Origin of the sequence: Pseudoalteromonas sp. B160 (assembly GCF_037162485.1) — a bacterium.
In the GTDB taxonomy this organism is placed as follows: Bacteria; Pseudomonadota; Gammaproteobacteria; order Enterobacterales; family Alteromonadaceae; genus Pseudoalteromonas; species Pseudoalteromonas rhizosphaerae.
In genome coordinates, this window is the sequence record NZ_JARLUX010000001.1 from 1,793,222 (window position 1) to 1,805,736 (window position 12,515).

The 12,515-nt window shown below is 40.7% G+C and carries 9 protein-coding genes and 1 pseudogene; 3 read left to right on the forward strand and 7 right to left on the reverse strand.

Annotation, left to right across the window (positions count from 1 at the left end; all coding sequences use genetic code 11):
* The first annotated feature begins 116 nt into the window (after positions 1-116).
* The 3 genes from fadB (at position 117) to tusA (ending at position 3,890) form a co-directional block, all read left to right on the forward strand.
* On the forward strand, positions 117-2,276 hold the full coding sequence (gene fadB / locus P4S61_RS08420) for a fatty acid oxidation complex subunit alpha FadB (RefSeq protein WP_145241736.1): 2,160 nt from the start codon (positions 117-119) through the stop codon (positions 2,274-2,276).
* Positions 2,277-2,280: 4 nt separating this feature from the next.
* Positions 2,281-3,450, forward strand: a complete 1,170-nt coding sequence (fadA, locus tag P4S61_RS08425; RefSeq protein ID WP_145241734.1) for an acetyl-CoA C-acyltransferase FadA — start codon at positions 2,281-2,283, stop codon at positions 3,448-3,450.
* A gap of 200 nt (positions 3,451-3,650) precedes the next feature.
* The gene (gene tusA / locus P4S61_RS08430) at positions 3,651-3,890 is read left to right on the forward strand and encodes a sulfurtransferase TusA (protein WP_182731931.1); all 240 of its coding nucleotides are present in this window, start codon (positions 3,651-3,653) and stop codon (positions 3,888-3,890) included.
* A 30-nt stretch (positions 3,891-3,920) separates the two neighbouring features.
* Here the strand turns inward: tusA and P4S61_RS08435 are convergent, their stop codons facing one another.
* From P4S61_RS08435 to gyrB, 7 genes and pseudogenes are all read right to left on the reverse strand, one after another.
* Complete coding sequence (locus P4S61_RS08435; protein WP_337118891.1) at positions 3,921-5,309, reverse strand: lipoprotein N-acyltransferase Lnb domain-containing protein; 1,389 nt, start codon at positions 5,307-5,309, stop codon at positions 3,921-3,923.
* Positions 5,284-5,583 carry a DUF7843 domain-containing protein gene (locus tag P4S61_RS08440; RefSeq protein WP_442961588.1) on the reverse strand — a complete coding sequence of 100 codons (300 nt, stop codon included), beginning with the start codon at positions 5,581-5,583 and terminating at the stop codon, positions 5,284-5,286. The genes P4S61_RS08435 and P4S61_RS08440 overlap by 26 nt, the downstream gene beginning before the upstream one ends.
* Positions 5,584-5,775: 192 nt before the next feature.
* Positions 5,776-6,243, reverse strand: a complete 468-nt coding sequence (locus tag P4S61_RS08445; RefSeq protein WP_182731929.1) for a DUF3015 family protein — start codon at positions 6,241-6,243, stop codon at positions 5,776-5,778.
* A 212-nt stretch (positions 6,244-6,455) separates the two neighbouring features.
* Positions 6,456-6,905, reverse strand: coding sequence for a hypothetical protein (locus tag P4S61_RS08450; protein ID WP_182735381.1), 450 nt, complete (start codon positions 6,903-6,905; stop codon positions 6,456-6,458).
* A gap of 61 nt (positions 6,906-6,966) precedes the next feature.
* A pseudogene (gene glyS, locus P4S61_RS08455) lies at positions 6,967-9,037 on the reverse strand (glycine--tRNA ligase subunit beta).
* A 2-nt stretch (positions 9,038-9,039) separates the two neighbouring features.
* Positions 9,040-9,942: a glycine--tRNA ligase subunit alpha gene (glyQ, locus tag P4S61_RS08460; RefSeq protein ID WP_145241722.1), complete on the reverse strand. Its 903-nt coding sequence runs from the start codon at positions 9,940-9,942 to the stop codon at positions 9,040-9,042.
* A 143-nt stretch (positions 9,943-10,085) separates the two neighbouring features.
* Positions 10,086-12,512, reverse strand: coding sequence for a DNA topoisomerase (ATP-hydrolyzing) subunit B (gene gyrB / locus P4S61_RS08465; protein WP_145241719.1), 2,427 nt, complete (start codon positions 12,510-12,512; stop codon positions 10,086-10,088).
* Between the last annotated feature and the right edge of the window lie 3 nt (positions 12,513-12,515).

Genomic DNA, 12,515 nt, shown 5'->3' on the forward strand with positions numbered 1-12,515 from the left:
CCAGTAGTAAGGCACCACAGTAAATTTTTCGTTGCATTTTTAATTTAAAGCAAGCACACTGATTGAAATGCAAACTCATCGTACCAGTCTTAGTTCACTAACTAGGGAGAATAATAATGTTATATAAAAGCGATTCCTTTGAAGTTGCTTTCATCAAGGATAATATCGCCGAGTTCAAATTTTGTGTTGCAGGTTCTGTAAACACTTTGTCTCAGCAAACCTTGAAAGATTGCGCCTCTGCATTAAAAGAATTAGCCGCAAACAGTGATATCAAAGGCATGATTTTTACCAGTGATAAAGAACACTTTATTATTGGCGCCGATATTTTCGAATTTTTACCTACCTTTACTAAACCAGAAGCTGAATTAGTAACGTGGATCAAAGATGCCACTGATGTTTTTGACGCGCTAGAAGATTTACCATTCCCAACTTTAAGCGCTATCAATGGCTTAGCACTTGGTGGTGGTTGTGAGTGGGTACTTGCTACCGATTATCGTGTTGCTAGCACTGATGCTAAAATTGGCCTACCAGAAGTAAAACTTGGCATCATGCCTGGATTTGGCGGTACAGTTCGCTTACCACGCATTGTTGGTGCTGATAATGCGATGCTTTGGATCACCTCTGGTGCCGAAAACCGCGCAGCTGATGCTTTAAAAGTAGGTGCAGTCGATGCGGTAGTTAGTACTGACAAACTTATAGAGTCAGGAATTTCAACGCTTGAATTAGCAATCTCTGGAAAACTAGATTGGCAAGCTAAGCGACAAGTAAAATTACAACCACTTAAATTGAACCGTGTTGAGCAAGGTATGAGCTTTGCAATGGCAGAAGGTATGGTAATGGGTAAAACCAAAGGCCACTATCCTGCTCCTATTATGGCAGTTCGTACTATTAAAGCAGCAGCAAACTGTACTCGTGATGAAGCAATGGCGATTGAAAATGCCAACTTTGCTAAATTAGCACGCACTCCAGAAGCCGCAGCCCAAACGGGTATTTTCTTAGCAGATCAATACATCAAGGGGAAAGCGCGCAAACAAGCTAAAACCAGTGATGTAGTAATTAAACAAGCTGCAGTACTTGGTGCTGGTATTATGGGTGGCGGTATCGCTTACCAGTCAGCTTATAAAGGAACACCTATTATAATGAAAGACATCCAACAGGATGCGCTTGATTTAGGTATGGGTGAAGCATCTAAGCTATTAGGTCAAAAAGTTCAACGCGGCCATATGGCGATGGACAAAATGGTAGCAACGTTAGGTAAAATCAAACCAACTCTTAATGATAGCGATTTACAAAGCGCTGATATCATTGTTGAAGCAGTTGTTGAAAACCCTAAAGTTAAACAAGCCGTTTTAGCAGGTCTTGAAAAAGACATGCCTGCAGGTACTATCTTAACGTCTAACACATCAACTATTCGTATTGATGAATTAGCCACAGCTCTTGAAAAACCTGAAAATTTCTGTGGTATGCACTTCTTTAACCCAGTGCCAAAAATGCCACTGGTAGAAATTATTCGCGGTGAGAAAACTTCAGAGCAAACGATTAACGCCGTTGTTGATTACGCCTTAAAGTTAGGTAAATCACCTATCGTTGTTAACGATTGCCCAGGATTCTTTGTAAACCGTGTATTATTCCCATACTTTGCCGGCTTTAGTAAGTTAGTTGTTGAAGGCGCTGATTTTGCCAAAGTAGATAAAGTAATGGAAAACGTATTTGGCTGGCCTATGGGTCCTGCATACTTACTTGATGTTGTCGGTATTGATACGGCTTACCACTGTACTGGCGTGATGGCAGATGGTTTCCCTGAGCGCATGTCACGTGCCGAAAAAGATCCGGTAACAATATTCGCTAACGAAAAGCGTTTTGGTCAAAAGAACAAAGCGGGTTTCTACCAGTATGCTCCGGATCGTCGCGGTCGCTTGAAAAAAGCTCAAGATCCACAAGCAGTTGAGCTACTTAGTGCAATCACTGATGCACCGAAAGAGTTTGATAAACAAGAAATTATCGACCGTTGTATGATACCTATGATCAACGAAGTGCTACTGTGTTTACAAGAAAACATTGTTGCTTCTCCACAAGAAGCTGATATGGCACTTATTTACGGTATTGGTTTCCCTCCATTTAGAGGCGGCGCGTTCCGTTACTTAGATCAAACTGGACTAGCTAACTTTGTTGCAACAGCTGACAAATACGCTCATCTAGGTGCGATTTACCAAGTATCTGAACAAACTCGCAAATGGGCTGAAGAAGGCCGTATTTTCTATAAGGTGGAAGGATAAGACCATGAATACTCCAGTAATTGTAGATTGTATCCGCACGCCAATGGGCCGTTCAAAAAACGGTGTATTTAAACATAAGCGTGCCGAAGATTTAAGCGCCCACCTAATGAAGGGCTTACTTGATCGCAACCCAGCCGTTGATCCAGCATCGATTGACGATATCTATTGGGGTTGTGTACAACAAACTTTAGAGCAAGGTTTTAACGTTGCTCGTAATGCCGCATTACTTGCCGGCATTCCTCACACAGTGCCAGCGGTAACAGTAAACCGCTTATGTGGATCATCAATGCAAGCATTACACGATGCTGCTCGCGCAATCATGACTGGCGCTGGTGATACCTACATCATTGGTGGTGTTGAGCACATGGGTCATGTGCCAATGACCCACGGTAACGACTTTCACCCAGGCTTAGCAACTTCAATTGCACAAGCATCTGGCTCAATGGGCTTAACCGCAGAGTACCTTGCAACTATTCACGGTATTACCCGTGAGCAGCAAGACCAATTTGCATACCGCTCACATCAACGAGCTCATGCAGCAACGGTTGAAGGACGTTTCCGCCGCGAAATCCTCGCAATGGAAGGTCATGACGCAGATGGTTCACTGATTTTAGTTGAAGATGACGAAGTAATTCGTCCAGAAACAACGGTAGAAGGCTTATCACAGCTTCGCCCAGTATTTAACCCTGCATCAGGCTCAGTCACTGCCGGTACGTCTTCAGCTCTTTCTGACGGCGCATCTGCTATGTTAGTAATGAGCGAAGAAAAAGCCAAAGCTTTAGGCTTACCAATTCGTGCACGTGTTAAAGCCATGGCGGTTGCAGGTTGCGATCCATCAATCATGGGTTACGGCCCAGTACCAGCAAGTAAAAAAGCATTAGCACAAGCCGGTATCACTATTGATGATATCGATGTTGCTGAGCTTAACGAAGCATTCGCAGCACAGTCACTACCAGTATTAAAAGACCTAGGTCTTGCTGATGTAGTTGATGAAAAAGTGAATTTAAACGGCGGTGCTATTGCTCTGGGTCATCCTTTAGGTTGTTCTGGTTCACGTATCAGCACCTCACTTATTCACTTAATGGAAGATAAAAACGCAAAATATGGTTTAGCAACTATGTGCATTGGTTTAGGCCAAGGCATCGCAACTGTATTTGAACGTGTGCAAGATTAATAAAATGTATTAAGTAATACCTTGGTGATAAAAAGCCGCGTTGATTAAATCAACGCGGCTTTTTTATAATTAATTTTTTGCAGCTAAGTTATGTCGCTTTATAAGCACAAGTGAAGTGACTTTATTTATCAGGCTGAGGTCGTTAAACTAGCAGCCTTAAATTAATCGTTAAGCGCTAAATAAACAGTAAAGGTTATGCAATGAGTTTTGAGAATCCCGATCACCAATTAGATGCCATTGGCCTACGCTGTCCGGAGCCTGTAATGATGATCAGAAGCGCGGTACGTAAAATGGAAAATGGCGAAACTTTATTAATTATTGCCGACGATCCATCAACCACCCGTGATATCCCCAGCTTTTGTATGTTTATGGATCATACACTGTTAGAAAAAGAAGTAGATGCCATACCGTATCGATATTTAGTTAAAAAAGGGCTATAAATCAATAATTAACCCTAATCAAAACATTCATTAATCCCAGTAAAAGTTTAATTTCAACTGCCACTGAAACTCTGTTGCATGTTTATAACCAAATCGTATGTCGAAATCTTGATTGATAGGCACTGATAGCTCGATGTTCGTTGCAATACCGCTTAACTGTTGGTGATAAAACTTCTCAATTGATGTTCTTAGTTTTAAATTAGAAGTTACAGTCGTTAAAAATCCTAGCTCTATTGAAGTATCCAGCCATTGTTGGGTGCTTTGTAATTCACCAGCATAACCATTAATCATACCGTACACTAGCGACTGATTAGCATTTAATAACCATGACTTTCCAACTCCTGCCATGGCAAATGTACTTGAGCAACTAAAGCACTGACTGCGATTTCTTTCATAACCTACATTTATCTGCCATGCCCAACCGCCTTCATTTGGCCACTGACTATAGGCTGGGTTAAATGATTCTAGATCTAAAAGATGTAATTTTTCTAGATATAACTGCGAATCAAATAAAGCAACCTCAACATCCAACATCTCTAAATTAGAGTAAGGAACTCTGGCAATATCAGAAGCTAATGAATCAAAATAACTCAATCTGAAACCTAAATTTAGGCTTTGTTCATTTTTATACACAGTCGAAGAAATAGATATATTTGAGGGTTTCTGAGCTGAATGCGGTGCATATTTATCATAATTAATAAAAGAGGTTTCTTTACCTGGAGGTAGGACTAAACGAGCTTTAATAAGAGCTTTTTTTAACTTTTCAATGTGTTCAACATCATATTTTTTTATTTGCTGCAACTGAACAAACTCAAAAAGAGTTTCAATAATTCGTTTTTTAGTTACCACATCTAGATTTGTAAATGTCGGCTCAAAAAGTATATTTTGCGAATGATAAATAGCTAAAGCCAGCTTAGAGTCTTTTACTGAAAGATTGTTTTCATATTGATGAAAAACACTACTTCTTGAAGGAGTAAACTCAATCTGCTTTACTAGCTTTTCGTTATTATATTGAGCACTATTTAAGCGAGAAAAAATAGTCGCAGGAATAACCCAAGGCGAAAGCTCATTCGTTAACTGCTCACCTATAATTAATTCAACAACCCTTGCGATATGAAATGCACAGTTTTCATCCGCAAAATAGTAAGAATACTTAGCCCCCATAATTTCCCATAAATGATTAGTTAAAAAGAGGACGTCTTCTTGGCTAAAGTTAAGCTTATATTCCCATATATCTCTCAGCTCTATTTCACCATAGTTATGTTGATGACGGTAAAATAGTTGATCAGAAAAACCAGCCTCGTAACCGCCAAATAACCCTTTCGTAATATAGACCAAACCGTTTTCATTATCAGGAACTAGTGCCCCATAATTTAAGCTGTAATCTAGTAACTTATTGTGCTCTGGCGTTGATTCTATTTAGCTTTAAAAGCATATGGCCATAAAGCGAAGCCGGATTACTCATATACCCTGAAGCAAAGACTAAACTTACAGAGTGAATCGGTTGTTTATCTCTCCACTCTATAAGTTCGGTGCATTCAACCTTTGGCTCTGAGAATTCAAGCCCTTGTGATAGTAACCACTGATATCTAGCAGGATACTTGCATTGCATTTGTGCGTCTTTATTAAATGCATCAATCGTTGCTTTTAACTCGGATGAAGGGTTATTTTTGCCATTTTTTGAGATAAAAATGAATCACTCTCAATATAACTTTGAGGAGATGATGCGTTTTTATAATGCCCTAATTTCAACCAGGTTGGATGCTCGGAAAGTGAGCTAGATGAATAAGATGAAAACGTAGCAAACAGTGCTAGTGCTAGTGCTGGTAAGTATTTGATTGTAGTCATAAGTATGAGTAGGTGCTGACACCTACTCTATTAACAGTTAAATAACTGGGCAAGTAGCTGCAAACTGTGTAGTCACTTTGCTTTCAACAATTGCATATAATGCTTGAGGATTTTGAGCAGGTTTAGTCGCAAAATCGTTTCGGATAGCATTTACAATTTGACCATGAGAACTAGCGTCACAACCACGTACATTTAGCATTGCAGTAACATACTCACCTTCACCTTCAGCAATTTCTTGCTCAAGTACAGGGAATGTTTGTTGAATAAATAGAGCTGTTTTTGCACCTGCGCCTTCACAGCTACCAACAGATGATATATTTGAAGATACTGCTGTAGTACCTAAATCCCAAATAATATTTGAAATTGCTGCTGCGGTTCCATTCTCTGGAAATACCATTGCGCCGATACCACAATCCTGCCAAGGGTTAAGACCCTCTTTAGCCTGTAATGGAGCGGCTATAAAAGCCCCCGCTAAAACAACTGCTGTTACTGTAGTTTTTAACATCTGTAATCCTATTTTAATTTTTTTATTCATATTAACGATCCAAGTATATTATGATTATATTTGGCGCTTTAGAGGTTTTAAATTATTTTTGATATAGTACTCAAAAATAATTGACTTCGATTATTACAAAAAATCTGTACCAATTTTAACAGGGTGTTATTACTTCTGTAAATATAATCAGACATTATAATGGCAATATTTACCCTGTAGCTCTATTTTTTAGTTATTGTTACTTTTGGCTGATCGTTATTATGATAATCGATGCTAACGATGTAGCTGCCTTTAATTGCAGGAGTGAAGCTAAAATAATTATAAGTAGTGTCACAATCGGCAACAACGCTTTGCCCTAACGTCAGAGATTGACCGGTTGGATCTTGTTCACTGAACCCACAGTTATAACCTGCGCTCCACTCCATATCAGCGATTTTAAACTCATACACTTTACCCGGTGTTGAAAACTTTACTTGTGCTTGATAAAGCGCAGGCGCGACTTGAGTAAATTCATATTGCGTTTCTGCATCCCATAAATTGAAGTCGCCGCGTAGGTACATTGTACGGTCAAGTTCTTGGCCTGGCAGTACATCGCTAAGATCTGGCATTTGTATTTGGCTCGAACAAGCACTCAGTAAAGCAACTAGAGCCACTGTTAATATACGTTTCATAGGTATTCCCTCTAATACTAAAAAGCCAGCATAGCTGCTGGCTTTTTAAGCGAAGCTGAATTTATTTCTGTAATACAGAAATATCAGCAATATCTAAAAATAGACCACTCAGTTGACTTAGTAATGATAAACGGTTTTGCTTAACGGCTTCATCGTCTGCCATTACCATCACGTTGTCGAAGAAGTTATCAACACTTTCACGAATACCCGCAAGTTGGGCAAGCGCTTCTTGATAGTCGCCAGCCGCGTATAACGGCGCTAATTCAGTGGCAAACTTAGCAACTTGTGACGCTAATGCCTTTTCGGCATCATCGCTTAATAAGCTCTCATCAACAGTGCCTTGCGTTGTAATGTCATTTTTAGCCAGAATATTACTTACCCGTTTATTAGCTGCTGCAAGCGCTTCTGCGGCGTCTAATGTACGGAAGTGACTTACCGCTTTAACACGACGGTCAAAATCAACAGGCTTAGTTGGGCGACGTACTAGTACAGCTTGAATAACGTCTACTTCAATACCTTCATCTTGATACCATGCACGAAAACGCCCTAGCATAAATTCAAACACATCGGCTGATACATTTAAGTTAGTTAGCTTGTCGCCAAACAGGGTTTGTGATTTTGCGACTAGATTCTAAAGTATCAAGTGGTAGTTCTTTTTCTACCATGATACGCAGCGCACCAATGGCTGCACGACGAAGCGCAAACGGATCTTTATCACCTTTTGGTGCTTGGCCAATACCAAAAATACCTACCAGTGTATCGAACTTATCGGCAATCGCTACCGCGCAGCTAATTAAGTTTGTAGGTAAATTATCACCGGCAAAACGCGGCATGTATTGCTCGTTTTGGGCAATGGCAACATCTTCGGCTTCACCGTCATGGCGTGCATAGTGCATCCCCATCACACCTTGTACGTCAGTAAACTCCATCACCATTTCGGTCATTAGATCGGTTTTACTTAATAAACCAGCACGCTTAGCAAGTGTTTTATCGGCACCTAATTGCTCAGCAATGTAACCAGCAAGTTCACTAATACGCTCTGACTTATCTTTAAGCGTACCCAATTGCTGTTGGAACAATACGCTATTAAGTGATTCTAAACGGCTTTCAAGAGTTTTCTTTTTATCTGTTTCAAAGAAGAACTGCGCATCAGCTAAACGCGGGCGCACTACTTTCTCGTTACCAGCAATAACTACGCTTGGGTTTTTACTTTCGATGTTTGAAACAAACAAAAACTTATTAAGTAGCTTGCCGTCTTGATCAAGTAATGGGAAGTATTTTTGATCGTCTTTCATAGTGTAGATCAGCGCTTCGGCTGGTACATCTAAAAACGCTTCTTCAAATGTTGCAGTAAGAGTTACTGGCCATTCAACCAATGAAGTTACTTCTTCAAGTAAATCTTCATCCATAGCTACTACTGCATTAACGGCTGTTGCTGCAGCTTCGATTTGGCTACGAATTTGTGCTTTACGCTGCTGGTAATCAGCAACAACATGTGCAGACTTAAGCACCTCAAAAACATCATCAGCGTGTTTGATTGTGATTTTTTCTGGATGATGAAAACGATGGCCTTGCAGTTGGTTACCCACTGCTTTACCAAGGACTTCGCCTTCAATTAGCTGTTCGCCAAACAAAATAGTTGCGGTATGAACAGGACGAATAAATTGTGTTTTATTCGCCCCCCAACGCATTGGTTTAGGAATAGGAAGTTTAGCTAACGCTTTATTTACCGCATCAGCCATCAAGGCTGTGGTTTCTTTGCCTGCTACTTTAGCAATGTGTAACAACCATGCACCTTTATCGGTCTCGAGTGTTTGCGCTTCACTTACTTCAATACCACAACCACGAGCCCAACCCATTGCAGCTTTGGTCGGCTTGCCATCGGCATCAAATGCAGCCTTCGTTGCTGGACCACGTTTTTCTACTTCTTTGTCTTGTTGCTGAGCTTCAAGTGCTGTTACTTGTAAACCTAAGCGACGAGGAGATGCATACCAGCTTACGCCTTGGTGATTAAGCTCTAGACTCTCAAGCTCTGCAGTCAGATTTGCAGCAAATGCTTCGGCAAGTTTACGCAATGATTTTGGTGGCAACTCTTCGGTGCCAATTTCTACTAATAAATTTTGTGCTGACATGCTTACTTATCCTTACACAACGGGAAACCAAGCGCTTCGCGTTTGTCATAATAACTTTGTGCACACGCTTTAGATAATGCACGAACGCGCAAGATATAACGCTGGCGCTCTGTCACCGAAATAGCGTGACGTGCATCCAATAAGTTAAATGCGTGTGATGCTTTCATTACTTGCTCATAAGCAGGTAATGGTAAGCTTGCTTCAATTAGCTTTTGGCTCTCAGCTTCGCATTTATCAAACTGGGCAAATAAATCGTCAACATTTGCATGCTCAAAGTTATAAGTTGATTGCTCAACTTCGTTCTGATGGAATACATCACCGTAAGTAACACGGCCCATTGGGCCATCAGCCCATACTAGATCGTAGATGCTATCTACGCCTTGAATGTACATAGCTAAACGCTCAAGACCATAAGTGATCTCACCAGTAACAGGAGAGCACTCTAAGCCCCCTACTTGTTGGAAGTAGGTAAACTGGGTTACTTCCATACCGTTTAACCAGATCTCCCAACCAAGACCCCATGCGCCTAGCGTAGGTGATTCCCAGTTGTCTTCAACGAAGCGTACTTCGTCAGTAAGGGTATCAATGCCAACAGCCGCTAATGAGCCTAAATATAGCTCCTGGATGTTATCTGGTGATGGTTTTAATACGACTTGGAACTGGTAGTAATGTTGCAGGCGATTTGGATTCTCACCATAACGGCCATCGGTAGGACGACGACATGGTTGCACATACGCGCTCGACATTGGTTCAGGACCAATAGACTTTAAAAATGTTTGCGGATGAAATGTGCCTGCACCAACTTCCATATCAAGTGGCTGAATAATGACACAGCCTTGCTGTGCCCAGTAATCCTGTAAAGCCAGGATCAAACCTTGAAAGGTTTTAACGTCATATTTTTGCATATTTGGCTTTTAGTATCTGCTGTGATGTAGCGTGAAAATTACCTTCAGTATACCTTGTGCGTAGTCATGTTTTAAGCAGTTTGTGCAATTGAGAAAATAAAAAAGGAGCCTAAGGCTCCTTTTTTGTAATTACTATAATTTAATTATACGTCTAAGTTAACTACACGTAGTGCATTCGTTTCTATGAACTCACGACGCGGCTCAACTTGGTCACCCATCAAGGTTGCGAATAATTGGTCTGCACCAACAGCATCTTCAATGGTTACTTGTAACATGCGACGCGCTGAAGGATCCATGGTAGTTTCCCACAGCTGACTTGGATTCATCTCACCTAGTCCTTTATAGCGCTGGATATATAGCCCACGCTTAGATTCTGCGATCAACCATTCCAATGCATCCACAAAGTTATCAACAGCTAGTGTTTTCTCTCCACGTTGAATATAAGCACCTTCACTTAAGATATTGGCAATGTTAGTACCAGTTACTGCGATGCGTTTATAATCACGTGAAGAGATAAAATCATGGCTCAGTACGTGTGCCTTATCAACACCGTGTTGGCGAATATTGATAACTGGGTAATATAAGTTACGCTCAGTATCATGCTCTGTTGCAGCAGCGAAGATAGTTGCATCTTCATCACGTGCGACTAAGTCATCGACTAACGTTTTGGTCCACTCGATTACTTTAGCTTCATCGGCTAAATCAGTTTCGTTTAGCTCTGTTTGATAGATCAAACGTTCCATAACCGTATTCGGGTATTTACGTTTTAAGCGCTCAATAACTTTAACGGTGTTTTGATAATCATGAACGATAGCCTCTAAAGCTTCACCTTCAAGTGCAGATGCATCAGCACCGGTATAAAGTGCGGCACCATTTAATGCTAATGAAGTTAGGTATTCGACAAGTGCTGGATCATCTTTAATATAGCGCTCTTGTTTACCTTTTTTCACTTTATAAAGTGGTGGTTGAGCAATATAGATATAACCACGTTCAACGATTTCTGGCATTTGACGGTAGAAAAAGGTCAACAGTAACGTACGAATGTGCGAACCATCGACGTCAGCATCGGTCATGATAATGATGCGGTGATAGCGTAATTTTTCAGGGTTATACTCATCGCGGCCAATACCACAACCAAGGGCTGTAATTAACGTGGCAACTTCTTGTGAAGATAACATCTTATCAAAACGCGCTTTCTCTACGTTTAGTATTTTACCTTTAAGCGGAAGAATCGCTTGATTCTTACGGTTACGACCCTGCTTGGCTGATCCGCCAGCAGAGTCCCCTTCCACTATATATAGTTCAGACAGGGCTGGATCTTTTTCTTGGCAATCCGCTAACTTACCAGGTAAACCTGCTAAGTCCATTGCGCCTTTACGACGAGTCATTTCACGGGCTTTACGCGCCGCTTCACGAGCACGAGAAGCATCAATGATTTTACCAACAACTATTTTTGCGTCTACTGGATTCTCTAATAAGAATTCAGTGAATTTCTCAGCCATTGCCTGTTCTACAGCTGATTTAACTTCGCTTGAAACTAGCTTATCTTTGGTTTGTGATGAGAACTTAGGATCAGGAACTTTAACACTAACAACTGCAGTTAAGCCTTCACGGGCATCATCGCCTGTTGCATTACTGGTTGTTTTAGCTTTTTTGTTAAAGCCTTCTTTTTCCATATAGTTGTTAAGTGTACGAGTTAGCGCAGATCTAAAACCGGCTAAGTGAGTACCACCATCACGTTGTGGAATGTTGTTTGTAAAACAGTAAATGTTTTCTTGGTAAGCATCATTCCACTGCATTGATACTTCAACGCTAATACCATCTTCTTCACGTTCATGAGTAAAGTGGAATACACCTTTATGAATAGGTGTCTTGTTACGGTTTAAATACTCAACGAAGGCACGAATACCCCCTTCATATTTAAAGTGGTCTGTTTTATTTTCTTCGCGTTCATCATTTAAAATAATACTCACACCTGAATTCAGGAATGATAACTCGCGTAAGCGCTTAGCTAAAATATCGTAATGGAAATCTAAATTTGTGAAAGTCTCACCACTTGGCCAAAAACGAAGTTCAGTACCTGTGGTTTCTGATTCGCCAATTACAGCTAGTGGCGCATCAGGAACACCCATAGTGTAAAATTGCTCATGTAACTTGCCTTCACGACGAACTGTTAGCTTTAATTTTTCTGAAAGCGCATTTACTACTGAAACACCAACACCGTGTAAGCCGCCTGATACTTTATATGAGTTATCATCAAACTTACCACCAGCATGTAGTACTGTCATAATTACTTCAGCAGCTGACACGCCTTCTTCTTCATGAATTGAAGTTGGAATACCACGGCCGTTATCTCGAACAGAGACTGAACCATCTAAATGAATTGAGACAAAGATGTCATCACAATGACCTGCTAAGGCTTCATCGATAGAGTTATCAACGACTTCAAACACCATGTGGTGTAAGCCTGTGCCATCATCGGTGTCCCCTATATACATTCCAGGACGCTTTCTTACTGCGTCTAATCCTTTTAGTACTTTAATACTCGACGAATCGTAATTCTCAGACATGGT

Bases quoted from the DNA above. Each gene is read 5' to 3' on its own strand.
- gyrB (WP_145241719.1), bottom strand. From the start codon at position 12,512: ATGTCTGAGAATTACGATTCGTCGAGTATTAAAGTACTAAAAGGATTA.
- fadA (WP_145241734.1), top strand. From the start codon at position 2,281: ATGAATACTCCAGTAATTGTAGATTGTATCCGCACGCCAATGGGCCGT.
- glyQ (WP_145241722.1), bottom strand. From the start codon at position 9,942: ATGCAAAAATATGACGTTAAAACCTTTCAAGGTTTGATCCTGGCTTTA.
- P4S61_RS08445 (WP_182731929.1), bottom strand. From the start codon at position 6,243: ATGTTAAAAACTACAGTAACAGCAGTTGTTTTAGCGGGGGCTTTTATA.
- P4S61_RS08450 (WP_182735381.1), bottom strand. From the start codon at position 6,905: ATGAAACGTATATTAACAGTGGCTCTAGTTGCTTTACTGAGTGCTTGT.
- fadB (WP_145241736.1), top strand. From the start codon at position 117: ATGTTATATAAAAGCGATTCCTTTGAAGTTGCTTTCATCAAGGATAAT.
- tusA (WP_182731931.1), top strand. From the start codon at position 3,651: ATGAGTTTTGAGAATCCCGATCACCAATTAGATGCCATTGGCCTACGC.